The sequence below is a fragment of the Prochlorococcus marinus str. MIT 1013 genome (assembly GCF_027359395.1).
GTDB lineage: Bacteria > Cyanobacteriota > Cyanobacteriia > PCC-6307 > Cyanobiaceae > Prochlorococcus_B > Prochlorococcus_B marinus_E.
Window position 1 is genome coordinate 448,945 of sequence record NZ_CP114778.1, and the last position, 20,978, is coordinate 469,922.

General features: G+C 32.9%; 42 protein-coding genes. 18 read left to right on the top strand and 24 right to left on the bottom strand.

Annotation, left to right across the window (positions count from 1 at the left end; all coding sequences use genetic code 11):
• Positions 1-163 precede the first annotated feature (163 nt).
• The 8 genes from O5633_RS02665 (at position 164) to O5633_RS02700 (ending at position 4,412) form a co-directional block, all read left to right on the top strand.
• Positions 164-457, top strand: a complete 294-nt coding sequence (locus tag O5633_RS02665; protein WP_269610514.1) for a hypothetical protein — start codon at positions 164-166, stop codon at positions 455-457.
• A 142-nt stretch (positions 458-599) separates the two neighbouring features.
• Positions 600-740, top strand: coding sequence for a hypothetical protein (locus O5633_RS02670; RefSeq protein WP_269610515.1), 141 nt, complete (start codon positions 600-602; stop codon positions 738-740).
• 184 nt (positions 741-924) lie between these two features.
• Positions 925-1,188, top strand: coding sequence for a hypothetical protein (locus O5633_RS02675; RefSeq protein ID WP_269610516.1), 264 nt, complete (start codon positions 925-927; stop codon positions 1,186-1,188).
• A gap of 134 nt (positions 1,189-1,322) precedes the next feature.
• Complete coding sequence (locus O5633_RS02680; protein WP_269610517.1) at positions 1,323-1,496, top strand: hypothetical protein; 174 nt, start codon at positions 1,323-1,325, stop codon at positions 1,494-1,496.
• Between the two features lie 214 nt (positions 1,497-1,710).
• Complete coding sequence (locus tag O5633_RS02685; protein WP_269610519.1) at positions 1,711-2,271, top strand: CIA30 family protein; 561 nt, start codon at positions 1,711-1,713, stop codon at positions 2,269-2,271.
• Between the two features lie 200 nt (positions 2,272-2,471).
• Positions 2,472-3,947: a glycosyl hydrolase family 57 gene (locus O5633_RS02690; protein WP_269610521.1), complete on the top strand. Its 1,476-nt coding sequence runs from the start codon at positions 2,472-2,474 to the stop codon at positions 3,945-3,947.
• A 90-nt stretch (positions 3,948-4,037) separates the two neighbouring features.
• A complete protein-coding gene (locus O5633_RS02695; protein ID WP_269610522.1) occupies positions 4,038-4,229 on the top strand; it encodes a hypothetical protein in 192 nt (63 codons plus the stop codon).
• Between the two features lie 48 nt (positions 4,230-4,277).
• Positions 4,278-4,412 carry a hypothetical protein gene (locus O5633_RS02700; RefSeq protein WP_269610523.1) on the top strand — a complete coding sequence of 45 codons (135 nt, stop codon included), beginning with the start codon at positions 4,278-4,280 and terminating at the stop codon, positions 4,410-4,412.
• Positions 4,413-5,010: 598 nt separating this feature from the next.
• Here the strand turns inward: O5633_RS02700 and O5633_RS02705 are convergent.
• From O5633_RS02705 to purT, 13 genes are all read right to left on the bottom strand, one after another.
• Positions 5,011-5,169, bottom strand: a complete 159-nt coding sequence (locus O5633_RS02705; RefSeq protein WP_269610524.1) for a hypothetical protein — start codon at positions 5,167-5,169, stop codon at positions 5,011-5,013.
• 240 nt (positions 5,170-5,409) lie between these two features.
• A complete protein-coding gene (locus tag O5633_RS02710) occupies positions 5,410-5,589 on the bottom strand; it encodes a hypothetical protein (RefSeq protein ID WP_269610525.1) in 180 nt (59 codons plus the stop codon).
• Between the two features lies 1 nt (position 5,590).
• Positions 5,591-5,854 carry a hypothetical protein gene (locus tag O5633_RS02715; RefSeq protein WP_269610526.1) on the bottom strand — a complete coding sequence of 88 codons (264 nt, stop codon included), beginning with the start codon at positions 5,852-5,854 and terminating at the stop codon, positions 5,591-5,593.
• Positions 5,855-5,859: 5 nt separating this feature from the next.
• The gene (locus O5633_RS02720) at positions 5,860-6,063 is read right to left on the bottom strand and encodes a hypothetical protein (RefSeq protein WP_269610527.1); all 204 of its coding nucleotides are present in this window, start codon (positions 6,061-6,063) and stop codon (positions 5,860-5,862) included.
• Positions 6,064-6,232: 169 nt separating this feature from the next.
• Positions 6,233-6,385 (bottom strand): hypothetical protein, encoded by a 153-nt coding sequence (locus O5633_RS02725; RefSeq protein ID WP_269610529.1) that lies wholly within the window; start codon positions 6,383-6,385, stop codon positions 6,233-6,235.
• A 521-nt stretch (positions 6,386-6,906) separates the two neighbouring features.
• A complete protein-coding gene (locus O5633_RS02730; protein ID WP_269610530.1) occupies positions 6,907-7,074 on the bottom strand; it encodes a hypothetical protein in 168 nt (55 codons plus the stop codon).
• A gap of 80 nt (positions 7,075-7,154) precedes the next feature.
• Positions 7,155-7,487 carry a DUF1499 domain-containing protein gene (locus tag O5633_RS02735; protein WP_269610531.1) on the bottom strand — a complete coding sequence of 111 codons (333 nt, stop codon included), beginning with the start codon at positions 7,485-7,487 and terminating at the stop codon, positions 7,155-7,157.
• A 259-nt stretch (positions 7,488-7,746) separates the two neighbouring features.
• Positions 7,747-8,298: a nitroreductase family protein gene (locus O5633_RS02740; RefSeq protein ID WP_269610532.1), complete on the bottom strand. Its 552-nt coding sequence runs from the start codon at positions 8,296-8,298 to the stop codon at positions 7,747-7,749.
• A 150-nt stretch (positions 8,299-8,448) separates the two neighbouring features.
• The gene (locus tag O5633_RS02745) at positions 8,449-8,718 is read right to left on the bottom strand and encodes a hypothetical protein (protein WP_269610533.1); all 270 of its coding nucleotides are present in this window, start codon (positions 8,716-8,718) and stop codon (positions 8,449-8,451) included.
• Between the two features lie 169 nt (positions 8,719-8,887).
• A complete protein-coding gene (locus tag O5633_RS02750) occupies positions 8,888-9,019 on the bottom strand; it encodes a hypothetical protein (RefSeq protein ID WP_269610534.1) in 132 nt (43 codons plus the stop codon).
• A gap of 421 nt (positions 9,020-9,440) precedes the next feature.
• Positions 9,441-9,611, bottom strand: coding sequence for a DUF4278 domain-containing protein (locus O5633_RS02755; RefSeq protein ID WP_158466730.1), 171 nt, complete (start codon positions 9,609-9,611; stop codon positions 9,441-9,443).
• A gap of 632 nt (positions 9,612-10,243) precedes the next feature.
• Positions 10,244-10,426, bottom strand: coding sequence for a hypothetical protein (locus O5633_RS02760; RefSeq protein ID WP_269610535.1), 183 nt, complete (start codon positions 10,424-10,426; stop codon positions 10,244-10,246).
• A gap of 58 nt (positions 10,427-10,484) precedes the next feature.
• Positions 10,485-11,648: a formate-dependent phosphoribosylglycinamide formyltransferase gene (gene purT / locus O5633_RS02765; RefSeq protein ID WP_269610536.1), complete on the bottom strand. Its 1,164-nt coding sequence runs from the start codon at positions 11,646-11,648 to the stop codon at positions 10,485-10,487.
• A gap of 437 nt (positions 11,649-12,085) precedes the next feature.
• On the opposite strand from purT, the gene O5633_RS02770 reads away from it, so the two are divergent.
• From O5633_RS02770 to O5633_RS02780, 3 genes are all read left to right on the top strand, one after another.
• Positions 12,086-12,301 (top strand): hypothetical protein, encoded by a 216-nt coding sequence (locus O5633_RS02770; RefSeq protein WP_269610537.1) that lies wholly within the window; start codon positions 12,086-12,088, stop codon positions 12,299-12,301.
• A 143-nt stretch (positions 12,302-12,444) separates the two neighbouring features.
• Positions 12,445-12,837: a DUF3804 family protein gene (locus O5633_RS02775; RefSeq protein ID WP_269610538.1), complete on the top strand. Its 393-nt coding sequence runs from the start codon at positions 12,445-12,447 to the stop codon at positions 12,835-12,837.
• A 114-nt stretch (positions 12,838-12,951) separates the two neighbouring features.
• The gene (locus tag O5633_RS02780) at positions 12,952-13,128 is read left to right on the top strand and encodes a hypothetical protein (RefSeq protein ID WP_269610539.1); all 177 of its coding nucleotides are present in this window, start codon (positions 12,952-12,954) and stop codon (positions 13,126-13,128) included.
• A 135-nt stretch (positions 13,129-13,263) separates the two neighbouring features.
• On the opposite strand, the gene O5633_RS02785 is transcribed toward O5633_RS02780, so the two are convergent.
• The 8 genes from O5633_RS02785 to O5633_RS02820 form a co-directional block, all read right to left on the bottom strand.
• Positions 13,264-13,389 carry a chlorophyll a/b-binding protein gene (locus O5633_RS02785; RefSeq protein WP_011294351.1) on the bottom strand — a complete coding sequence of 42 codons (126 nt, stop codon included), beginning with the start codon at positions 13,387-13,389 and terminating at the stop codon, positions 13,264-13,266.
• Positions 13,389-13,535: a high light inducible protein gene (locus O5633_RS02790; RefSeq protein ID WP_269610540.1), complete on the bottom strand. Its 147-nt coding sequence runs from the start codon at positions 13,533-13,535 to the stop codon at positions 13,389-13,391. The genes O5633_RS02785 and O5633_RS02790 overlap by 1 nt, the downstream gene beginning before the upstream one ends.
• Positions 13,535-13,654 (bottom strand): high light inducible protein, encoded by a 120-nt coding sequence (locus O5633_RS02795; RefSeq protein WP_011294968.1) that lies wholly within the window; start codon positions 13,652-13,654, stop codon positions 13,535-13,537. Before O5633_RS02795 ends, O5633_RS02790 begins: the two co-directional genes overlap by 1 nt.
• 20 nt (positions 13,655-13,674) lie before the next feature.
• Positions 13,675-13,881: a high light inducible protein gene (locus tag O5633_RS02800; RefSeq protein ID WP_269610541.1), complete on the bottom strand. Its 207-nt coding sequence runs from the start codon at positions 13,879-13,881 to the stop codon at positions 13,675-13,677.
• Between the two features lie 133 nt (positions 13,882-14,014).
• Positions 14,015-14,215 carry a hypothetical protein gene (locus O5633_RS02805; RefSeq protein WP_269610542.1) on the bottom strand — a complete coding sequence of 67 codons (201 nt, stop codon included), beginning with the start codon at positions 14,213-14,215 and terminating at the stop codon, positions 14,015-14,017.
• Between the two features lie 34 nt (positions 14,216-14,249).
• Positions 14,250-14,981 carry a type 1 glutamine amidotransferase gene (locus tag O5633_RS02810; protein WP_269610543.1) on the bottom strand — a complete coding sequence of 244 codons (732 nt, stop codon included), beginning with the start codon at positions 14,979-14,981 and terminating at the stop codon, positions 14,250-14,252.
• 7 nt (positions 14,982-14,988) lie between these two features.
• On the bottom strand, positions 14,989-15,228 hold the full coding sequence (locus O5633_RS02815) for a non-structural protein (NS2)-like protein (RefSeq protein ID WP_269610544.1): 240 nt from the start codon (positions 15,226-15,228) through the stop codon (positions 14,989-14,991).
• A 602-nt stretch (positions 15,229-15,830) separates the two neighbouring features.
• Positions 15,831-16,199, bottom strand: a complete 369-nt coding sequence (locus O5633_RS02820) for a hypothetical protein (RefSeq protein WP_269610546.1) — start codon at positions 16,197-16,199, stop codon at positions 15,831-15,833.
• A gap of 192 nt (positions 16,200-16,391) precedes the next feature.
• Here O5633_RS02820 and O5633_RS02825 point away from each other — a divergent pair, with 192 nt between their 5' ends.
• Entirely contained in the window at positions 16,392-16,673 is a 282-nt protein-coding gene (locus tag O5633_RS02825; protein ID WP_269610547.1) for an inward rectifier potassium channel, read from the top strand.
• Between the two features lie 63 nt (positions 16,674-16,736).
• On the opposite strand, the gene O5633_RS02830 is transcribed toward O5633_RS02825, so the two are convergent.
• The 3 genes from O5633_RS02830 to O5633_RS02840 form a co-directional block, all read right to left on the bottom strand.
• Positions 16,737-17,213, bottom strand: coding sequence for a hypothetical protein (locus O5633_RS02830; protein WP_269610548.1), 477 nt, complete (start codon positions 17,211-17,213; stop codon positions 16,737-16,739).
• A gap of 345 nt (positions 17,214-17,558) precedes the next feature.
• Positions 17,559-17,765, bottom strand: coding sequence for a hypothetical protein (locus O5633_RS02835; RefSeq protein ID WP_269610549.1), 207 nt, complete (start codon positions 17,763-17,765; stop codon positions 17,559-17,561).
• Between the two features lie 6 nt (positions 17,766-17,771).
• Positions 17,772-17,975, bottom strand: coding sequence for a hypothetical protein (locus O5633_RS02840; protein ID WP_269610551.1), 204 nt, complete (start codon positions 17,973-17,975; stop codon positions 17,772-17,774).
• A gap of 285 nt (positions 17,976-18,260) precedes the next feature.
• Here O5633_RS02840 and O5633_RS02845 point away from each other — a divergent pair, with 285 nt between their 5' ends.
• From O5633_RS02845 to O5633_RS02870, 6 genes are all read left to right on the top strand, one after another.
• Positions 18,261-18,431, top strand: a complete 171-nt coding sequence (locus O5633_RS02845; protein ID WP_269605936.1) for a hypothetical protein — start codon at positions 18,261-18,263, stop codon at positions 18,429-18,431.
• 190 nt (positions 18,432-18,621) lie between these two features.
• A complete protein-coding gene (locus O5633_RS02850; protein ID WP_269610552.1) occupies positions 18,622-19,020 on the top strand; it encodes a DUF1499 domain-containing protein in 399 nt (132 codons plus the stop codon).
• 154 nt (positions 19,021-19,174) lie between these two features.
• Entirely contained in the window at positions 19,175-19,555 is a 381-nt protein-coding gene (locus tag O5633_RS02855) for a hypothetical protein (RefSeq protein ID WP_269610553.1), read from the top strand.
• A 580-nt stretch (positions 19,556-20,135) separates the two neighbouring features.
• Positions 20,136-20,465: a hypothetical protein gene (locus O5633_RS02860; protein ID WP_269610554.1), complete on the top strand. Its 330-nt coding sequence runs from the start codon at positions 20,136-20,138 to the stop codon at positions 20,463-20,465.
• Between the two features lie 21 nt (positions 20,466-20,486).
• Complete coding sequence (locus tag O5633_RS02865) at positions 20,487-20,735, top strand: hypothetical protein (protein WP_269610556.1); 249 nt, start codon at positions 20,487-20,489, stop codon at positions 20,733-20,735.
• The gene (locus O5633_RS02870) at positions 20,735-20,875 is read left to right on the top strand and encodes a hypothetical protein (protein ID WP_269610557.1); all 141 of its coding nucleotides are present in this window, start codon (positions 20,735-20,737) and stop codon (positions 20,873-20,875) included. The genes O5633_RS02865 and O5633_RS02870 overlap by 1 nt, the downstream gene beginning before the upstream one ends.
• Positions 20,876-20,978 lie beyond the last annotated feature (103 nt).

Sequence of the window (20,978 nt, forward strand, 5' to 3'; positions counted from 1 at the left end):
AATGTATGTCGGTATTAATGCAACTATCATTTATGAATTGACTATTTCAAAGTAAAAATAATCACAAAAAAAGATTATGTATAAAATGAACTTAAATTTAGTAAAAGTTAAAAGCCGCATATTTATACATTGTTAGATAATCCATCAGGTTTGCATTTGATAAATGTCAGAAGATAGTATGAATTCTAGTAATCCTGAAACAGCAGAGCATCATTGGTTCCCATTCTTGAGATATAAAAAAGAATGTGAATCTACAGGGAAAGAAGTCAGTGTTAATGAATGGATGAGGGCGACTGGACAGCTTGATGAAAAGATTGCACATGAACAATCAGTAGCATCAGCAGCAAAAATCGCGGCGGAAAAAGATGCTGATGCAAAGAGAGCAATCGAGAAAGAAGCTTTAGAAAAAAAGGCTCTACTGAAAATAGATAAAATCAAGACAAACAAAAATATCTAAAGTAAAGTTGAATCAAATAAGATGAAAAGTAAATAGTTTAGATAAACATAACCATTAAAAAGGCACGAATCTTACAACCTTTTAATAATTTGAGCTTTAAGAAAGATCTAACCGATAATAGTAATAATCGAACTTAAATTCAATGACCTTTGCATTATTAGCTACCGAACTTGGTGTGAGTTCATTGACTATCAATCTAGTCCTCGTTACGTCTATAGTCGTTTTATTAGGATTACCAACTTTTTTTCTTCTTAAATCTGGTCAAGGCAAATCAGCATTTTAAAATCTACAAAACTAGTTGATTTGTAATACATATAGACATTTTTTTTTCTAACAAAGATGACTATAGAATTTCATTCTCTGTAGTAAATGAAAAAAGAGGACGAGCTTTATAGATTTCGTATTTACATATCCAAGATTTGCCACCTTAGGAGGCATGCTAGATAATATATAAAAAAACATATCTAATGAATAACTCGCTCAACAAAGCTTTTACAGGAGTAATAGCTCTAGCTCTGATAGTTATAGCTGTAGGCCGTATCCCCTTTTCTAGAGAAAAAGAGCTCTCAAATTTATGCAGAGAATACTACACAATGTACCTTAATCAGAATGACTACTCACTAAAAGAAAAAAACACAAAAATCAAAGTGATTGCAAAAAAAACAGGTCTTAAAGCTGAGACAAATAATGTTGGTAATTTTTGTAATTCGTTCTATTTCAACCAAAGATAGATTTAAATAAAAAAATAGAAAAGTTTTCTGAAAACATTTATTCAATTTCTAATAGGAACAAATACGTCCGTAATTATATCGATAGATTTAATATCAATTTAGTAGTTAAATAAGGTTATTAACGAGGAAAAATCATGAAGAAAGAAACTTCATCAAATCTCCTTGAAAAAATTGATGTCGCTAAAGAAAGAATCAAGGAATTAGAAACAATGATTAATCATTGGGAAGATATCCAAGTTGAAGGCTTTTGGGATGCTGAATGCTCTATGAATCCATCATCTCCAGCTTGCCTTCTCTTTAATAATTGACCTTCAATAGGTAAAACAGTAAGCCAACTCAAGCAAATCATCTCAGATTAAAAGCTACTCTAATATCCTTATTTGTGATTAAAAATTAACTCATAGACCAAAAGAATTACTTAATAAGACGCAAATATATTTTTCATTAACTGGTGAAATCTACATTCTTAAACTCGTGATTCACAAAAAAATTTTATAGAGTTAAAAAAATTGTAGATAAAAAATGACGGAGCTATCAAAAGTCGTGTCATCCAGTGACTTTGATGATTGGTTTCCTTTGAACGACACTGTTATGGGAGGCTCAAGTAAGGCAGTTTGTAGATCTTCCTCAAAAGGCCTCTCCCTGGAAGGTGTTGTAGTTGAGGAAAAGGGAGGTTTTGTTAGTTGCAAATCTCAAATATTTTCACCTGTTCTAAATTTATCAAATTATCAAGGTTTTGAATTAAAAATTGAAGGTAAAGGTCGAACTTTAAAATTTGGAGTGTCATGTAAATATGGAATTTTTGGATTAAGAGAATTTTTCTTAGACAAATCACCTGGTGGACTCAGATGGGTAGCAGAAATAGAAACAAAAAGATTTGGGACAACAACTATTAAAGTACCTTTTAAAAGCCTTGAACCAACTGTTCTAGCAAAAAAAATCTCTTTGCCAATTACATTTAAATCAGAATCAATAACTCAATTTCAATTACTACATTCCAAATTTGGTAAACCAGGAGAATTGAATCCTGGCTTTAAGCCTGGCAAAATAAATTTTATATTACAATCGATTAGTGTCTATTAGCACAATAAGAAAAATAAATGTATTTATATTTTTCTGATTTCATAGTTAATAAAAATACAATGAATAGTAAAAGTATTTCTCAAAGGAATGAGCCGAATAACAAATTAAATCTATGAAAAACATTTTTTATTGTATATACTCTAATTAATTCAGAAAATGTCCTTTCAATGCGACAGCTTTAAATATATAACCCCAAAAAAATGATGAACAAAGACTTACCACCGATTTGTGGTTTTGAATTTGAAATTAATAAGTTAGTAAATAAGGAAAGAGATGATAGACAATTCGAAGAAAAGTCAAGGTTAGAAAATGTTAATTCAGGATTTGCATGTGCCCTCCATATGCATCAACCAACAATTCCAGCAGGTAAGAATGGAGAGCTCATTTCACATTTGCAATATATGTTTGAACACACTTCAGAAGGAGATAATCACAATGCCGAACCATTTGCTCAATGCTATAAACGTCTAGCTGAAATCATTCCAAGCCTGATAGATGAAGGATATGATCCCAAAATAATGCTTGATTACTCCGGTAATCTTCTTTGGGGAATCGAACAAATGGGTCGCGAGGATATTCTCGCATCGTTAAAGCTCCTAACGTGTGATTGCACAGTTCAACCACATGTTGAATGGCTAGGAACCTTTTGGAGCCATGCTGTAGCCTCTTCAACTCCACCTTCTGACTTTAAATTACAGATAACAGCCTGGCAGCATCACTTCTCGTCATTATTTGGTGAAGATGCATTGCATAGAGTGAAAGGATTCTCTCTCCCCGAGATGCATCTTCCAAACCAACCTGATGTTCTTTTTCAATTAGTCAAAGCTCTAAAAGAATGTGGATATTGTTGGGTAATGGTTCAAGAGCATAGCGTTCAAAATCTTGATGGCTCATGTCTTAGAGACGATCAGAAATATGTTCCAAATATGCTCAAAGCACAAGGAAGTAATGGAGAGACCATCTCTATTCTTTCACTAATTAAAACTCAAGGGTCAGATACCAAGCTTGTTGGACAAATGCAGCCTTATTACGAGGCCATAGGGCTAAAAAAACAATATTTAGGCCAACATATTATCCCCTCGTTGGTTTCCCAAATTGCTGATGGAGAAAATGGCGGTGTAATGATGAACGAATTTCCTCAAGCTTTTATTCAGGCTTATAAAAGAATTGGTCCGAAAACCGACATAAGTCCCACAATTGCTATGAACGGATCTGAATACCTCGACTTCCTAGAGACTTTAAATATTGATGAAAATAGTTATCCATTGATACAAGCAGTAGGTCAAGACAGAATATGGGAAAAAATATCAGGCCCAATAACTCCTACTTTGGTTAAAAAAGCAATTAATGAATTAAAAGAGGAAGATCAATCTTTTTCTTTGAGTGGAGCCAGTTGGACTAACGATTTGAGTTGGGAAGATGGATATATAAATGTTTTAGAACCAATTTCAAAACTTAGTTCCTATTTTCACGAAACTTTTGACCATTTATTAGTTCAAAATCCATCGTTAACAAAAACCCATGACTATCAAGAAGCGCTCCTATACCTTTTGCTATTAGAAACTAGCTGCTTCCGTTATTGGGGACAGGGGAAATGGACTGAATATGCTAAAACAATCTTCAGAAAGGGTGAAGAGGTGATTCGAAACTTTGAAATTTCAGCACAGAGAAGTTAATCAATTTTGTAAAGGCATCAATCAAGAAAAAGAAAAAACTAGCAAAAATTAATTTTTTGCGTTAAGGTCACCGACCAAAGCTTTAATGAAATGACTAGTACAAGTTTTGATAAAAATGGACTTGATAAAGCAGGTATTCATTGGATGCAATATCTTTCAATGACATCAATGTCATTACTTATCTTTCTCATAGCATTAGACAAAGCCGTTCCTAGCTTTCATCATTTTGTCTTAATTTCAATGGCCAAAGCAGGAATTATTTGTAATGGGATAAATGGATAACATACTTTGACAGATCCACTGATCTCGTCAAAGAAAAAATATTAAACTATGAAAGGCAAAATCAATCCAGACAACGATGGTTACGATCCATCAGAGGAATACTTCAAAAAGAAAGGTGACACATATGAAAATGAAACTGAAGAATATTTCCCTGAAGAAACGTCTAAGCCACCACATTATTAAGGCAACCACGACAGGGCTGATGATAATTAAAATCAACTAATGATTATTATCTATGTGAAATGTACGTACCTTCCGGATAGAGCCTTGAGATTGCATTAAATCGCTTTAATATTTGTCGTTCTTTGTCAATGTTAACTTTACGATTAAGAACCATAACGTTGTGAACCATCCATAGAAAAAAGCCAACAAGCCAATACCAAGATATGGGATGAGCCAAAATTTTTATTTACCATCTAATTTTAGGATGGCAATTATGTGCGTTTTTTTCATAAGTATTTAAACCTTTTGTTATTACCCCAACATCAAAATTTGATTTATGAAAATGATTAATCAAGACTAATGCTCTTTTTACTACAACAACACCTATATAGGATTAGGCAGAACTGCTCAAGTCATTTATTAAACATGAAAATATTTGGTATAAATCAAGCGAATGTATACTTATTCCTACTGGATTATTCATAGATTTTTCGACCATTATTGCTCCCTAGACAAGAGAGTGTATTTAGTTCTCTAACTTGAGATTGAGATTCCAAAAGTTAACTGAATTATTTAAGAGCCGTAATTTTCTCTAGTTTTAATTTTTTGGTGAATAAGTCTAAAAATATGAGCTTTTCAAATGTCTTTCCATACATATAGTTTGGCAATCGTTCTCTTCCGCACTGCTAGATATTGAACAATATGTTACACACTCAAGATAATCTTCAATTGGATCAACTTGGCCTTGAGACATTTTCTTAAAATCAATCGTATTCATAAAAGTCTCCTACAATTAGAGTTAATCTAGCTTTTCTTTTTATTTTTTCCATCGGTATTACTTACTAACTTACTACGCATAAGAAAAACTGATATATGAATCATATTTTAACTATAACCTAATGGCGTAATAGGGATTAATCTTCATTTTAATAGCTCATATTGATAGTTATATAAAAAGAATCGCATAAAAAAAAGTAAAGCTGTAAACAACTAACTCAAAATTAAAATAATTTTTATGCTATTTTCTCAATTTTATTCTTATTCCTATTCTTTCTCTAACAGCTTTTATCGGAATCATATCTTTCATTTGATCATCTATTTGCTTTCTAATTAAATTTCTAAATAATTGAGAAAGCATCACCAAAATAAAAAGAGATAATACAATGGTAACCAATGCAATTAATGAATAAGCATCCATTTCAAAGTTCTCTATATATTGCCCATTCATCACCATCAGCAGTGACTTCAGAAAGTAACGCAACAGCTATGTCGGACTGATCAGAGCGTTTAACAATAATCTCTTTACCACCCATATATGGATCATTGAACTCTGATTTTGAACGGCTAGCATCTAGCTGTTCAGATGGTGTCAAAACTTCAAGAATTTTTATCCATATCTCATCATCTGAAGCGAAAGGAGGAACAGAAAATTTACTCGGGCTACTACCTTTTTTTTTATACATATTATTTAATTTTTAGCTTTAATCTCTTTAACTTCATTAATTAATCGCTCTTGTCGTTCAGGGGTAATAAATCCAAGAGATCCACACTCATTAATATCTTGAATTGGATCTGATAGTCCATCGTGTTTCTCTAGCCATCCCTCCGTGCATCCTTTACATGCTAATTCATTTAATTCATTAGCTAAAGACTTGGCTTTCAATCTATCCATCAATAAAAATTAAATTACTTCTTTCTCTCTACTCTACAGTCATTCGATAACTCAAGGGAAAAAAATTAATAGCCTTATTCAACAAAATTGTAAAGTTAGAAAATTTAAGCCCTATTAATAGATAAGTGGAATCAAAGAAAATAAGAAGCAAAACAATCTAGTTAGAAACTCATGCAGCTTCTTTTTTAAATTCCCGATAAATAGAAATGTCTATAGGTCTATTCACATCGGATTGAAAATCAACAATGTCTTGATAAATCTCATTAGGTAAAGGTTGCATTTCGCATCTTGAATAACATTTGCTGTTATCAAGCTTTTTCATTGAAAACCTCTTGCCTAGGCGCTTAAAGATAGACAATGTCACAATTCAACTTGAGTTAGTTATATCATTAGAAGCTGTAGATGCAATACGCAAAACTACTAACCTTCTCTATTAATTGAGTGAGGAGTTATTACTAATATTATTTTTTTGTTGCAGTTGCCACTTCATATCATTTTGTATAAAAAGCAAACTTTAAAAAGAGTATTAAAAAAAGATGTCTTTATCTCCAAATGAGATGACTCCGTACATAAAAAATTCAACAGAAATTTGATGAAGCTCAAACGTTTTTTATGAAAAATGGTTTTCACCAAGCCACAAAAGGCTTTTACAAGACATCGAAAACGCTAACGGCATAAATAAAAAAACAAACTAATATCATTCCTATGAGATGAAATCGAAAACAACAAAGTCTTTAGGGAGACAATTAAAATGGTAGGCATGTATATCATCTAAAATTAATTTAACTGTTCCATCGCAACTGAAATCACAAGATGGATAAACAATTGTCCTAACTGCTAATTTTAACGTGTTGGAGTTCTTAAAGTAATTTTATCTGTAATCATCGGTATTGAATGTTTTTTGCCGTCTGGGCTTACATATATATTCTCTTTCCCATATTCTGTATCAATGATTTTTTCAAAATGAGTCCCCTTTGGAAGATGTAAAAAATATTTTTGTGCTCTGTTCATTTTATTTATACAGTTATTTAAAAATAACTAGCATTTTTCCCAACGACAACAAATTGATTGTTTTATGAAGGTTTTGGTGGCTAACTATTTGATTTTTCTAAAGCAGTTAATAATCTTCCCACTCTAGTTCCATTAACTCCAAGATCGCCAGCACCATATCTTGATGCCGATTTGATTTGAATCTTCTTATCGATTTTTAAAATCTCCAAGTCGTCTGGAAATCTGAAAATCAAACTACGACAAACCCCTTTCCAATATTTATCATTAGCCTCTAAAACTTTGGTTCTTGGAATTTTCTGGGCAATCCTAATAAGTTGCTCAAAGGTCTTGTCAACATCTTCAAATTCCTTTTGAAAAAAAACGCAATTAAGCGGATTTAAACAGGGACTAAGACCTGATTTAAGATCTGGCATATTTTCTAGGAGTTCACATATTGATCATGAGAAAAGTTTATCCCCCATTTAGTCTTGTTTTTCAGAAATTTATTACTAAGTGATGTCTAGTTCTCCCTACCTAAAATGCCCGTGCAAAGACTTTCCTTCGATTAAATTTATAAAAACAATTTTAAGCATGAAACGATTAGATAAAACAGGAATGATGATGATTGTTTTCAGTGTGGCCTCAACACTTCCTTATCAGTTTCATTATCTCTCTTCTATGAATTAAAACAGGTTAATCCCTCTCTCTATAGATAGTACTAATTAAAGGTCTATTGATTAAAGGCGGCTCATTTCCATATCCAATCCAAATAAAACCAATAATTTCCTCCTCACTTAAATTTATTTGTGCGATTTGATAGGTATTAGGGTCTTTAGTGATTTTTCCTGTTGACCACTTGGAACCAACATCATCAGCGACAAGTGAAAGCGACAGGTTTTGAATCGCGCAAGCACAAGCGGCATAATCTTCGAGTTTTTGAGCTTGATTATCAGTACGCACTTGAGTGGCAATAAGCAAATGGGAAGGATTTAGCATTTTTTCCCTTATTTTTTTTAAACTAGATTCATCTATTGACTTATCACCAAACTTCAGAGTCAGCTGTAATTGATATAGAAGTTCCCTTTTTTTTATCCCAATATTGGTAAAACGCCATGGGAAAGTCCTTCTGTGGCAGGGTGCCTGATTAGCTGCAACTATTGATTTTTGAATTACTTCGCTAGGAACACTTTTTTTGGAAAAGATATGAATGGTCCTTCGTTTTTTAATTGCTTCAGCTATTTCCATGATTTTTTTTTGACGTTATTAACTACACTATTAGCCATAGTGAAATTTTTACAAAAAGTTAGTTTAGAGACCTGTATAAATAGAAGACTTTTAAATCATCTCCAGCTTGAATCTCACATCTAAAAAACATGATTAGTTGAAAATTACTTATTAAGCAACTTTGTCAAGAATTACATTTGATGGATTTGAAAATAACGAGACGACTTGGCCCATGGGTGTCTTGAATACGCGTTCGACAATTTCTCCATTATTGATAATTACCTTCGTATTCGAGGACCCAGAAGGTAGATTTACAGATCTTTTTTTTAGAAGAATCTCTAGCTCTGGATAGTGATCATTAGGTTTAAGAACCTTTTTTAAGTCAGGATGCAGATCTAAGATTGCGTCATCAAAGGCCTTAAATTTTTTTGGTAAAACCATACTTTGAAAAAGCGGTTACTTATGACTTGTAACCTACTGATCTCATGACGTAAAGAGTATTTAAACTAAGATAGGGATAAAATTAATAAGACTTTAAATAAAGCTTTAATGAGCAATGAATAAATTCATATAATAAGTTTTACTGGTAATTCAAAGTGAAAAATAGTCATTAATATCTAGTAGCATCAATCACTCGCTGTTCATGATGAGAAATAGATGTTAGCTCAGTACTTCTGTCAATTAAAACTGATTGTGTAAAAACAGTAATAGCTGCAATACTTGGTGTAATAGGTAAAAACATGAGCATTGCCAACACATTACTGTTAGGTTTAAATAATCTTTTCATTAATTAATAAAGGATTCAATTATTATTTTCAACAACTTTTAGTTAATTTGTGTGTTCGGTTTCCCTTGAATAAAGCTATTAGTTTGACCTGTAATACCATCTAAACACCTTTGGTCTTTTCCAGAGCATTGAATAAATAGCTTCAAGTGCCTTTTGAGTTTTAGGCAACTTGCAACTAGGCCATGACTGTTGAGTAATCATTGTGATTATTTCGGAGTCATTATTATTTCTACATCGGATACCACCCATAAAACTAGAGTAATAGAACTCAGGCAAAAATACATAGAACCAAAAATATTACTCAGCTAGATATTTGTGGGACAAATAAGCATAAAAAAAAAGAGGCAATTTATGCCTCTTTTAGATCACCTTTAAATTACTTTTGGTATGTATTACCTCTGTAAGTTAAGGATGCTTGCATCTGCTTTTTAGCTTCTGCCTGCCTAGATGTGTAGACGTTACTTCTGTAACTAAGTTCTACCACTTTTTTTGGAGTAGCTTCTTTATGTTGAAGGTACTCTTTGCCTCTGTAAGTAAGAACAGTCATTGCTCTTTCTCGTAGTGCTCAAGACCCCGTTCCATGTCTCGAGTCTTACTGCAGCTTGAATTTAGCTGAACGTGTATCAAAAATAACAGAATTTATCTTTAAACGATGTTCCTCATGATACATAAAACAGTGAATTAAGTAGTGTTAACCGAAATAGTTGCATTTCTTACTAAAAAGCACCCTTAAATCACTAAGAAAGTTAATTATTTATCCTCATCTTTTTCTTTCTTAAACTAAACCAAACTTCCCCTTTCCCCTCTTCTTACAAAACTCATTAAAGAAAAAAAAGGTTCCTAATATGTCAAAGATTGTCAAAGTAATTAACGACTTAAACCCGGATGAAGCAATATTTTGAAAAATTGATTCAAATGCTTCCATAACACTTCAAGAAGGTAAACCATTCAGTAACCACACAAAAGCCTCGTTATTTAATACCCAGCTTCTAAAAAAAACTATCACTATTAAATTGATCAAAAGAAGCATGAACAAACGAAGTTTTGGATCCTCTATCCCCATAAATCTTTATATAAATAAGTTTTTGTTAGGCAAGGCCAGTTACAAAGATATTAACAATTATGGGCTACAGGAAGTTGGTAAGCAGTTAATAGAATATGTTTGATTTTCAGTCGGCTTTAAAAAGGCCTACCACCTTTACTTAAATAATCCATATATTTATCAGATTCTTTGAGGTAATAATTCCTGCTTTGACCAATATATCTAGCTTCAATCAAGAGATCCGTAACTTCAGGCCAAAAAGATTCAGGGACCAACTCAAGAGGGTTAATTGCGCGTGGATTCCAATTTAACTCAGTCAAAAATAGAAACCAAATCGACTTGCACTTAATAAAATCAGATAAACAATCTGAATTAAGATTATTCATTTATAAATTGGACTGACTGAGCTGCTTTATCAGCTTTGAATTTTGCCTCATCGAGGGTTTCAGCTTTTGCTACAGCTACTCCCATTCGACGACCTTCAGTAGAGCTCGGTTTGCCAAATATGAATACACCTGTATTCGATTGACTTAAGGCATCTTCAAGTCCCGTAAAAGCTATGTTTGAAGTTGTCTTGGAAGCCAAAATCACTCTACTCGCAGAAGCTTCATGACAAACAATTTCTGGAATGGGGATACCTAAAACAGCTCTAAGGTGTAATTCAAACTCATTTAAATTTTGGCTAATCAAGGTTACTAAACCTGTGTCATGTGGTCTTGGTGACAGCTCAGAAAAAATCACCTCCTCACCCTTAATAAAAAATTCAACGCCAAACAAACCAACTCCACCAAGATTATCAGTGACACATTTGGCTATCTTTTGAGCCTTATCTAAAACACTTTCAGTTAATGTAGCTGGTTGCCAACTACATTGATAATCTCCATTCTTTTGCTCGTGTCCTATCGGTGCACAAAATAATGTTTTACCATTAAATTGTCTAATAGTTAATAAAGTAATTTCTAAATCAAAATCAATAAATTCCTCTAATATAATTTTATTTGATTTACCTCTTGATTTTTCAATAGCCAAATCCCAAGCCCGGACTAAATCATTTTTATTATTAACTAAACTTTGTCCTTTACCTGAAGAACTCATAACTGGCTTAATTAATATAGGATAACCAATCCTCTCTGCATGCAAATTAAGCTCGGATTGATTCATCGCATAACTAAATTTTGCAGTTCTTATATTTAATTCGTTAGCAGCTAAATCTCTGATTTTATCTCTATTCATAGTTATTTCAGTGGCTCTAGCATTTGGTATTACTGTTATTTTTTGTTCGATTTCCTTTAATATATCTACTGCAAGAGCCTCAATTTCAGGAATAATTATATCAGGTTTACATTTATATATCACTTCTTTTAATTCTCTACCATTATTCATATTTAATACTTCGAATTGATCAGCTATCTGCATGGCTGGTGCATCATTATATCTGTCACATGCAATAACATAACAACCTAATCTTTTTGCAGCTATTGCCACCTCTTTCCCTAATTCTCCGCTACCTAAAAGCATTATTTTCTTTGGAAAAACGTTCATAATCATATCTATAGGTAAAAATATAAATTAATATAATATCTCTTAAACAGAATTGAAAATAAAAAAAAGAAGTAGAAATTAACAGAGGTACTGAATGGAAAATATAATTCTTATCTTAACAGAGCTCTTATTGTTGATGGATATAATCAATTAATCATTCGCGATTGTTTTTCGACTCAATAGGAAAGAATGATATTTCCACAACAACAAGTAATTTTGTATGACTACTTTTTAGTACTGCAATGGTATTGATTTTGGAAATTAGGTACAACCCTTTTGAAAACAATGAAAACAAGCTTATAAAAGAAATTCCTAATACAAAACCTATATCTAATTTTTGACGTTAGTCCTATAAAGAGCTGATTAGCTAAACAAGCTCTTTACGAGTGGAGAAAAGTTAGTTAAAAGGAAGGAATAACTTCGACTTTTTTATTGGAATGGTTGCTAAGAAGAAAATTAAAGACTTCAAGGATTTGGATCAGTTCCCAGATTTAAAAGAAGCTCTTGTACCAGCTATTAAGACATTACCCTCAGGTGCAATAAATACTAAAGTAATCATTACCGAAGGCGAAATTGTAGAGAGAGTTTATAAAACGCCAAAAGGTGAACTTATATCTCTTTTTGCAAATGATTTATCGAAAGAAGCTGCCTAAATTCTCTACTTAAAATCAGTTATTTTTGTATTTCTCTATAGAAAGGGTTGATTCATATTGTCAGCATAAGAAGAAAAGATGAAAAAGAAAACATCCAATAATTAGTAGATCTGTAATCCTAGTTTATAGTTTTTAATTGATCAATGTCTTCTAAAGAAGAAATCCTATCCATCCTAGAAGCCTTTGCCTCAAAAGAGAGAATGGGATCATTCTTTTTAGACAATGCAACCCCTGACTTTTTATTTATAAGACCAAGTGGGAATCCGATTGACGCAAAAGGTTTTCAAGAGATGTGGTCCTCAGGAGATCTTGTATTAGAAAGCGCAGAAGTCACAAAGGTGCACAAATTAGAACTTTTAGGTTCAAATGCCGCAATGTGCGTTTTCACCCTAGGCTCAAAATTTACTTATAAAGGGACTCAAAATGATGACCTCCCTACAGTAACTTCGATTTTTAAAAAGATTGATGAGAAATGGAAAGTAGCGTGGATGCAAAGATCTTCAGGCCAGTCAGATATGACTTTGTGGAACGACTAATTTATATTTCCTTCTTAATGGTTAAGTATTTGTAAATTCTATTTATATCCTTACGTCTGAAGTATTCAGTCAACAAGATAGATAATTTAAAAGAGAAACAGTTAATAGTCGTAAATGCAAGAAAAGCCAAATATTGAAGAGTTGATTGCAGATTCAATGACATTACTCTTAATTAGAGCCCAAAAGCTACCTAAAAGGGAAAGACTAGCAATTGCTCAAGAGTTTAGAGAATGGCTTAATGGTAGTTGCAAGGTAGAAGATATATTGATCCTAGATACAAGAATTAAATAGAAATAACTACATCAAGTTAATAATCATCAATATTACTGAATTAATTTGCATAGCGTTAATCAAACAAAAAACCATTAAAAAAGCCTCTTCCGTAATGACAGAGAAGAGGCTTTTTGATTAGATTTGAATTTAGGACTATACAATTCCTGGGATGATCCAGCCAGTTAGTCCGTAGTTAATGACTGCAGCAAAGAATCCCATCATCGCGAGACGACCATTCATTTGCTCGGCTGTTTTCCAGTAGTTAGTTTCTTTGTTCATTACACGAAACCTGGAATGATTTGACCGGTTGTTAAATATGCACCGACAAGAGCCAAGCAGCCAACAGATGCAGTGTAGCCATTGAGTCTTTCAGCAATTACTTTGCCTTCTTCAACTCTTGGAGTTTCAGTGGTTTGATTTTTCATTAAACGACACCTGGAATAAGTTGACCGGTTGTTAGATAGATACCTGTTAGTAGAACGAATGCCATCATGGCTGGTCTGCCGATGCTTCTTTCTAGGATTGTTTTGTTAGATGGTTGCATTGTTATTGGTAGTTATTGGTTTAGAAAATTCCAGGAATGATTTGACCTGTGGTGAAATATGAAATCAAAAGACTGATCATTCCGATCATTGCCCAACGGCCATTTGTCTTTTCAGCTTCTTCTGGATAGCTGGTGTAGTCCTCTACAAGCTGAGGCTGTGTTTCACGGCCAAAGATGTTTTGCTTGCCGTACTCAGTGATTACTTGAGAAGAAGATGAACTTGTCATTACTTAAAATGTATTGATGTAAACAAATGTAAAGTATGAATTTTATAAATGAAAGATACGGTCATGTACGGCTTACTCACTTCATGAAGATCTAAAAGTCGATTTTCAACAAAACAATTCCAATGAAGATTGCTTAATGGATTAAATATAGAATTGCTAAATCCTGGTTAGATTCTGCGACTTTTCTTCTTAAAAAGGTTAATGCCTCATCATTCATACTTGACTCCGCAATCATTTTTTCTGCTTCAATGATACCATGCTCAAGATTTTTAATTTTTAATTGAAGAACTTGCCTATCTTTTCTGCACTGCGCCAGTGTGAAGTCATCAATCATTTTAATAAATATTTTAAGCAGCTAAAAATTTTACTTAGCTTAATAGGTCAAATAAAATGTTTAAAAACTCTAATCTAGAATCTAATGTTTTATGACCAAATTCTTTTTGTTGTTGTTTTAAAATGGATTGACCGTCTGCCCCTAATGCTGAAGAAATAAATTTATGATCTTCTGAAATCCACGTATTAACCATCTCATCGTCAATCTCAACGTGAAATTGCATCCCATAAGCTAATGGACCAATACTAAATAATTGCTCCTTACATCTACAACTACTAGCGATAAGCTCTGCAGAGTTAGGCAATAAAATTCTATCTCCATGCCAATGTAAAACAGGGAAAGGATGTCTTAAAAGTCTTGTAAATTTAAAGTTATCCTCCAGTGATTGAGGAAAGATATTGTCCCACCCTATTTCAGCTAATGGTTGATGAGATACCTCCTCCTGAATCATTTCAACATCACCACCAGCTGCATAGGCTAAAAGTTGAGCACCCAAGCATACTCCTATCAAGCCAACGCCTTGATTTAAGGCTTCTTTTATTAGACCAATTTCTTCAACAAGCCATGGACAAGTTGAAGTGCCAATGTCTCTTATACCCATAGGTCCACCCAACAACAAAAGTAAATCTCCATTCTTGAGTTCTGGAAGAGAGTCTCCTAGATCCAAACGAAAAGTACAAACACTAAATCCTCTTTCCTCAGCAAGATTGACAAACAATCCGGGTCGCTCGCGTTCTAAATGCTGAAGAACAAGTAAACGACTCATAAATAAATTAAAAGTCTACATTTTCATTTGGGGTGAAAACCGAGCAATACAACTTGATAAATAGCTCTGCCTCACTTTCATCTTTACCCTCATATTTGAGTTTAAGGTCTTTTATTGCGACTAAAGCAGTTTTCTCTTTCAACCTATATCTTGCACAAGTATCTAGAACTTTAAACATTCGGGTTGTAACTGCTCCCGAAGGAGTGCTTAGGCCCAAAAAGACAATTAATAATAGTAGATATTTCATATAGATAATTCAATCATCTTTTTGAGATAAAGCTCTAGAACGTTGGAACCATTTATTGCTTTTATACAAAAGGAGAAACATTGTAGACAAAAGAAAAAAAATAAGCGCTTCTAAATAAATAAAAAAATGATCATTAAAATTCATATTTTTTTTAATTTACATTTGTTTAAAGTTGCTTGAGTTCTTCATCTGTTAATGAGCAAAAACCACCTGAGCATCTTTCAGATTTATTTAAATCTGCAACGGACTCAGATCCACCGATAATTAAATTATGATTTGACATTTTATAAAATTTCTCGTGAACAGAATCACTAAATTTTTTTTCCTTCTCATACTCTAATTCGCACGGATCAATGTTGTAGTCAAACCACTCATCGTATTGAATATAATTTGGCTTTGCATAATATGTCATATACCTAGACTAATACGACATAGGAATAAATACCAGCCATTCAAGTCGAAGCTAGTTTGGTTGTTTTTCAACAAGTTCCTTAAGATATTTCTTTTTGAGTAGCTTATTTCTTTCTTTCAAGAACTTTTTTAATTGTTGTAACTTCATATCGATCGGTGAAGATATTCAGCAGATTCAATGTACATCAAAGTTATTTTGATGGAGTGCATATTGGAGAACTATCATTTGCATCAAGCTTTTGAATTTTGGATATATCCAAATCAGATATCTCCAGCCCATAAAGTTCAGCGATCTTAGTCATCGCCAAACCTTCTGCACCTGTCCATGCTTCTGCTAATAACGACCAGGTTTTTTGACTAAATTCAACACCCAGATTTTCGTTGTTAGCTCTTTTTTTATCTATCTCCACCACTTTCTTTAGCCCCTCCGTAGACAGGTGACTTTTAATCCTTAAGAAAACAACCTCCAACATTGAGTAATAAAACTTTTCCATTGCTTTGTTATATGCCCATTCAGCTTCCTTTTGCGCCTTTTTTGCAGATTCAGTTGTAATCTCCATACTCATTTTTTCTTTAAGGAAGTGGGTGCTTTCTCATATTGTAGTTATCTGAGTTAAGTCTTTAAGAATAAAATTTGAAAATCAGCTCGTAAAAAAATAATTTAGATAAGTGCTATCCTCAAAATCAAGTATGTTTTTACAAACTGCTCTTTCCATTAAACCTATGGATTTGTCGATTTGGTTAAATTAAAAATGTCTTTAGAACTTACAGATTTAATCAAGGATTTTATAGCAACAAACCTCCTATCAAAAGTTGAACTAGATTTTTTGGAGAGTGAACTGTGGGAGACCCTCGAGCATATAGATGAAATAACTTCCTTAACCTCTGCTCCACTCAATATTTCTAAAGAATTGAAATTAAAAGATGGTTCATCATGGCAATTATGTTGTGCAGCAGTACTTGATGATGCCAGACCACAAAAAAACTCTCGAACAGAACAACTTAGAAAATTAATAGAAAAACTTTCTCTTTAATAGTTATCCTTCTCTAAGATTAAAATTTTATAGATTTGAAATTTTTCACCAGAGATTTAAGTCTCACTTATTTGATAAAATTATCTTTCTTAATTTATAAAAAAACATTCCTGTTGTCTCATAAAGATGTTTTGGTTCTTTTTTAAGTTCTAAATCATATGGATTGATAAAAATAGTCAACAATATTCTAAAGGCAGTATAAAAATTTTTACTAGATTTTATATCCTGATATTTTTCATTTCTCAATTTATTAATTATACGCTTATCTAACAAAGCCTCTAGAGAATTAAGGGCTATATCTTTCTCCCTTTTACTGATTGTAGATAACAAAACCATCAATCCTTTTATTGAAGAATCATCTCCACTAATAACGTTTTTAAGAACACTTCGATAAAGATTCTCCCATTTGTAAGGTTCGTTCCTAAAAAGGTTAGAAGCAGGTTCCTTTGAATTAAGCTTTGATAGTCTCTTGTTTTCATCATTCTCGTCTTGAGCAGAATTCCAATATTCATACAAAGGCGATGATTGAGCGATATTCATGTCTGTTTAGTGAGAATGAGAATTAAGGAAAATTAGAAATTACATTTACTTGGGCATGCATTTTTACATCAGTGCATTGCATTTAGAACAATTCTTTAACAAGTGTATAAGTCTGTTTCATTAAGTGCTATCCATTTAGAATCAGATGAAAAAACTGTTCCTAAATCAATATTTGATCCACTTTTTTTAAGTAGTATTACTAAATGAAGAATAAATAATATAGCCAGAAGTACTGAAGTCCATATTATATGGACAAACATAAACTTTATCTCATCCACAATTCTTAGTCAAAGCTAAAGCATTATCTAAATGTAGTAGCTATAAATAACAAAAAGAACTCAACAACTACGCACAAAATATTTTTGCAGTATTATTCACGCCTATTGAAAAATCATCAATATTTAGATCTAAAGCCTCTAAGGTTTTTGCGGCATCAATTTTACCGGACGCAAAACTTTCACAAACGGATCTAACTTGATAAGTTCTTGATGCTTGCGTTTTTGTGGGAAATAAAAACCAAAAGGATATTGGTAAAACAAGAAGTAATTTCATTTGATTTTAGCTATTTTGAAAAGTTTTCTCCAATAAACTCACTTGAGCTCGATATGCATCACCTTTAGAACCGCATAATTTCTCATAATCCGTTAAAGGAATCCAAGACCAATCAAGTCTTACAGTTAAAGACCAGAACATAATGATGTGACCAATAAAGAGGATGGGCCAATCAAGACCTATAAATTCAGAATGAAAAACAGGATGCATTACTAAATCAAACAGAAACTGAAGAATTAACTTGTTAGGAACTCGCCAGGAGGGAAAGAAGAACTGGAGAATTACAAATTATCAGTATTTACAAGGCTAAAAACTTGTTGAGGGAAGGAGATCCAAGGAAAAATGAATCATAACCACCTCTACTCTTGCTAAATGGATGGTAAAGGTAGGGACAACCAGAAAGAGTGATGTAACGCAAAAAGAAAAAAAACCTTAAGAACCAATCCTTATAGTTGATTTCGTCCTAAAAAGCCAATGATTTAAAATTTTTATTTAATGAGCGGCGACAATTTGCTTGGAGAACAACCTCTAAAGTTTTACTCAGAAGAGGTAACTGAAACCAAAATCGAGCTAGTTCATCGCTTACTAATACTTAATGCTCAAAAAAATTCAATAGTAGATTTAGATAGAAAACACAAAGAATGGGGAAATGAATTAGCAAGTTAAAAAAATGCTCAGATGGGTTTAGAAAAGTCTTTTTATGAATAATTATCCATAATTCTTTTTCCAGCTTTGATAGATCTAAATTTCAAGCCATAAATCCCTAAAAACTTAGAGTAAAATCACATTTAATTTTTACCTAGGATATATTCATTTGTATTGCTTTTAAATTTATTTTACTAGATCTTTTGGATCAATGATTAATCGATTTTTAACTTTCCTCTTTTCAATTCTTGTTGTTCTTACGATTACCCCCCATAAAGCAAATGCAATAACAACTGATCTGCCAGAGTGTGTTGTCATAACTCACTGCGTGAGAGAAGACTTTAAAGTAAATGATTTAGAAAATGCTTTTAAAAAAGCAACCAAAATAGTTTCTGAAACAGCCAGAACACAAATAGTAGAAAAAACTGATTCATTTATTCATGCTGAAGCGAAGACAAAATGGAGAAGATATACCGATGATCTACTGCTCAAAGCAATTACAGAAAAAGGTATTATTCAAGTCAGATCAGAATCAAGAGTAGGAGTTGGAGATAATGGAGTGAATCAGAAGAGGGTTGATGATTTTGCTTATCGTCTAATGACAGAATGAGACATCACTAAATGACACACACAAAATCAATTTTAAATACCCCTTTAAAGTCATTGATTTTGAACATAATAAATTTTTCGATTAAGTTTGTTTGCGAAGGTATGGCTTAAGGGTAAAAAGTAAGTGAATTTTTATACAAATTGCTTTTCTTTTTATGCTTCTAGCAGCATTTGAACCTGGTAGAGAAATGGCCATCGCCAACTTTTTCCTAGCCATTTTTTGTCTGTTTACCGTTGCCCTTCCTTTCTTACTCATCACCCGTGGAGGCAAAACAGAAGCAAATCGGGACTTCATTGCAGCAACAGTTAACCCGTGGTCTCAAGTTGTTAAAGAAGCTGAGTTAGCACAAGTGGTTCTGTCTGAGATTACCTCATCAGTAAAAATTGAACCTAATCTGGAAATAGCTTCTGAGCAGAATGTCGAGCCTAGTCTAGAATCAGGAGAGGTTATTTCTCTAGAAATAAAGGGAAGTGATGAATTGGATGAGTCAATAACTCAAACATTACCAGCGGAGGAAGAACTATTAGCTGCTTGAAGGATCTACACAGTACTAGTAAATTCTGATTACCAGACAATTCTTAAGGGGCAACTTAAGCCCCTTTTTAATGTTCTATTTAACTTTTGGGTTCCAACTGATTCATATATAGAACATGAGGGTGTTTATTCCCGCCTTCACTAGCGTCTATCCATTCTTTTTATTCCTCTCTTAATGCTTGACTGTCTTTTTCACCTAATTCTTTTATCCTTCGGAAAGTGTCCTTCATGGTCACATCAAGTGTTCTTTTTAAACTTATCGAAGGTATCTTCATACTAAATTGCTCACCAAAGAATCATTAATGGAAAAACAAACCACAAATGCAAATGTCAATGCCAAGGGTTTTTGAAATAGTTCATTTGGTGAGTTCATTTATATCAATCAACTAGAGAAGCATGCTAATGAAGCACAGTAAATAAAAAGCAAACACATTTCCAGTGGTTTACGCGTAAAAACGGAGAGGTAAAATTGATTTAATTTCATCATCTAAACATTTGATACGTGCTGCGTGTTCGGGTTCCCCATATAACATTGCATATAAATAGGTTGTGAAGATTAGCAAGATCGCCATCATGAAAATATGAAGCGCTTATTTCCTCTATTATTAATATCCTTGGTTCTCTTATTTTCTTCAGTCATATCAGCTAATGCTGAGTCGGAATTTGAGATGTATTTAAGTGATTTTTATCAAAAACAAGAGAAAGCAAGCAAAATACTGAAAGAAATTGAGACAGATTTAAAAGATGGATCCAGAGACAGAGTTTGTGCAAGGCAAAGAGAAGCTGCTAGCTATGGAATCGAAGCTACAGAGTCGTTGATTAAAGCATTTAAAACAAATGGTTCTAAAACTGAAATGGAGAATCTTCAAGCGGGGCTAGATAAATGGAGAGAGTTGAGGGACTATTGCTAACAACTTTTCTCTTGAAAATAAATGAATTTATTAGTTATTGTTTTTTTTATTGCCGCAATTTGGCTCATAAGAAAATTGGCATGGAATGTAGAAGAGGGAACCAATGAACAAAGAGAACGAAATCCAGAGTTAAATACAAAAAACTTCGATATGCATGAAAGAAGACTTGAACAATTTTCAAAGTCAAAATACAAAAACCGTATGTTTTATATCGGCACTGATGGTACTTGCTACTATTACTCAGCCACTGGAAGGAAAATTTTTTGCTAATGTATGAAATATCTCAATGGGTTATTGCTGCTTTAATTGGAACATCTATTGCCGCCTTCTTGGCTTGGTTTAACAAATCCGGTTCGGACTTTAAAGACGGATTTGAGCCAAAAAGCAAAAGGACGAAAAAGAAAAAATAGATTGCATCTGCTAGAAAATTAAAAAGCTTTGTGCGTACACCAATAACTCAATGAACCTAGAGGCAACATCCATCTGACTTATTACTAGAGCAATTACAATAAA

Bases quoted from the DNA above. Each gene is read 5' to 3' on its own strand.
- O5633_RS02665 (WP_269610514.1), top strand. From the start codon at position 164: ATGTCAGAAGATAGTATGAATTCTAGTAATCCTGAAACAGCAGAGCAT.
- O5633_RS02670 (WP_269610515.1), top strand. From the start codon at position 600: ATGACCTTTGCATTATTAGCTACCGAACTTGGTGTGAGTTCATTGACT.
- O5633_RS02675 (WP_269610516.1), top strand. From the start codon at position 925: ATGAATAACTCGCTCAACAAAGCTTTTACAGGAGTAATAGCTCTAGCT.
- O5633_RS02680 (WP_269610517.1), top strand. From the start codon at position 1,323: ATGAAGAAAGAAACTTCATCAAATCTCCTTGAAAAAATTGATGTCGCT.
- O5633_RS02685 (WP_269610519.1), top strand. From the start codon at position 1,711: ATGACGGAGCTATCAAAAGTCGTGTCATCCAGTGACTTTGATGATTGG.
- O5633_RS02690 (WP_269610521.1), top strand. From the start codon at position 2,472: ATGATGAACAAAGACTTACCACCGATTTGTGGTTTTGAATTTGAAATT.
- O5633_RS02695 (WP_269610522.1), top strand. From the start codon at position 4,038: ATGACTAGTACAAGTTTTGATAAAAATGGACTTGATAAAGCAGGTATT.
- O5633_RS02700 (WP_269610523.1), top strand. From the start codon at position 4,278: ATGAAAGGCAAAATCAATCCAGACAACGATGGTTACGATCCATCAGAG.
- O5633_RS02705 (WP_269610524.1), bottom strand. From the start codon at position 5,169: ATGAATACGATTGATTTTAAGAAAATGTCTCAAGGCCAAGTTGATCCA.
- O5633_RS02710 (WP_269610525.1), bottom strand. From the start codon at position 5,589: ATGGATGCTTATTCATTAATTGCATTGGTTACCATTGTATTATCTCTT.
- O5633_RS02715 (WP_269610526.1), bottom strand. From the start codon at position 5,854: ATGTATAAAAAAAAAGGTAGTAGCCCGAGTAAATTTTCTGTTCCTCCT.
- O5633_RS02720 (WP_269610527.1), bottom strand. From the start codon at position 6,063: ATGGATAGATTGAAAGCCAAGTCTTTAGCTAATGAATTAAATGAATTA.
- O5633_RS02725 (WP_269610529.1), bottom strand. From the start codon at position 6,385: ATGAAAAAGCTTGATAACAGCAAATGTTATTCAAGATGCGAAATGCAA.
- O5633_RS02730 (WP_269610530.1), bottom strand. From the start codon at position 7,074: ATGAACAGAGCACAAAAATATTTTTTACATCTTCCAAAGGGGACTCAT.
- O5633_RS02735 (WP_269610531.1), bottom strand. From the start codon at position 7,487: ATGCCAGATCTTAAATCAGGTCTTAGTCCCTGTTTAAATCCGCTTAAT.
- O5633_RS02740 (WP_269610532.1), bottom strand. From the start codon at position 8,298: ATGGAAATAGCTGAAGCAATTAAAAAACGAAGGACCATTCATATCTTT.
- O5633_RS02745 (WP_269610533.1), bottom strand. From the start codon at position 8,718: ATGGTTTTACCAAAAAAATTTAAGGCCTTTGATGACGCAATCTTAGAT.
- O5633_RS02750 (WP_269610534.1), bottom strand. From the start codon at position 9,019: ATGTTTTTACCTATTACACCAAGTATTGCAGCTATTACTGTTTTTACA.
- O5633_RS02755 (WP_158466730.1), bottom strand. From the start codon at position 9,611: ATGACTGTTCTTACTTACAGAGGCAAAGAGTACCTTCAACATAAAGAA.
- purT (WP_269610536.1), bottom strand. From the start codon at position 11,648: ATGAACGTTTTTCCAAAGAAAATAATGCTTTTAGGTAGCGGAGAATTA.
- O5633_RS02770 (WP_269610537.1), top strand. From the start codon at position 12,086: ATGGTTGCTAAGAAGAAAATTAAAGACTTCAAGGATTTGGATCAGTTC.
- O5633_RS02775 (WP_269610538.1), top strand. From the start codon at position 12,445: ATGTCTTCTAAAGAAGAAATCCTATCCATCCTAGAAGCCTTTGCCTCA.
- O5633_RS02780 (WP_269610539.1), top strand. From the start codon at position 12,952: ATGCAAGAAAAGCCAAATATTGAAGAGTTGATTGCAGATTCAATGACA.
- O5633_RS02785 (WP_011294351.1), bottom strand. From the start codon at position 13,389: ATGAACAAAGAAACTAACTACTGGAAAACAGCCGAGCAAATGAATGGT.
- O5633_RS02790 (WP_269610540.1), bottom strand. From the start codon at position 13,535: ATGAAAAATCAAACCACTGAAACTCCAAGAGTTGAAGAAGGCAAAGTA.
- O5633_RS02795 (WP_011294968.1), bottom strand. From the start codon at position 13,654: ATGCAACCATCTAACAAAACAATCCTAGAAAGAAGCATCGGCAGACCA.
- O5633_RS02800 (WP_269610541.1), bottom strand. From the start codon at position 13,881: ATGACAAGTTCATCTTCTTCTCAAGTAATCACTGAGTACGGCAAGCAA.
- O5633_RS02805 (WP_269610542.1), bottom strand. From the start codon at position 14,215: ATGATTGATGACTTCACACTGGCGCAGTGCAGAAAAGATAGGCAAGTT.
- O5633_RS02810 (WP_269610543.1), bottom strand. From the start codon at position 14,981: ATGAGTCGTTTACTTGTTCTTCAGCATTTAGAACGCGAGCGACCCGGA.
- O5633_RS02815 (WP_269610544.1), bottom strand. From the start codon at position 15,228: ATGAAATATCTACTATTATTAATTGTCTTTTTGGGCCTAAGCACTCCT.
- O5633_RS02820 (WP_269610546.1), bottom strand. From the start codon at position 16,199: ATGGAGATTACAACTGAATCTGCAAAAAAGGCGCAAAAGGAAGCTGAA.
- O5633_RS02825 (WP_269610547.1), top strand. From the start codon at position 16,392: ATGTCTTTAGAACTTACAGATTTAATCAAGGATTTTATAGCAACAAAC.
- O5633_RS02830 (WP_269610548.1), bottom strand. From the start codon at position 17,213: ATGAATATCGCTCAATCATCGCCTTTGTATGAATATTGGAATTCTGCT.
- O5633_RS02835 (WP_269610549.1), bottom strand. From the start codon at position 17,765: ATGAAATTACTTCTTGTTTTACCAATATCCTTTTGGTTTTTATTTCCC.
- O5633_RS02840 (WP_269610551.1), bottom strand. From the start codon at position 17,975: ATGCATCCTGTTTTTCATTCTGAATTTATAGGTCTTGATTGGCCCATC.
- O5633_RS02845 (WP_269605936.1), top strand. From the start codon at position 18,261: ATGAGCGGCGACAATTTGCTTGGAGAACAACCTCTAAAGTTTTACTCA.
- O5633_RS02850 (WP_269610552.1), top strand. From the start codon at position 18,622: ATGATTAATCGATTTTTAACTTTCCTCTTTTCAATTCTTGTTGTTCTT.
- O5633_RS02855 (WP_269610553.1), top strand. From the start codon at position 19,175: ATGCTTCTAGCAGCATTTGAACCTGGTAGAGAAATGGCCATCGCCAAC.
- O5633_RS02860 (WP_269610554.1), top strand. From the start codon at position 20,136: ATGAAGCGCTTATTTCCTCTATTATTAATATCCTTGGTTCTCTTATTT.
- O5633_RS02865 (WP_269610556.1), top strand. From the start codon at position 20,487: ATGAATTTATTAGTTATTGTTTTTTTTATTGCCGCAATTTGGCTCATA.
- O5633_RS02870 (WP_269610557.1), top strand. From the start codon at position 20,735: ATGTATGAAATATCTCAATGGGTTATTGCTGCTTTAATTGGAACATCT.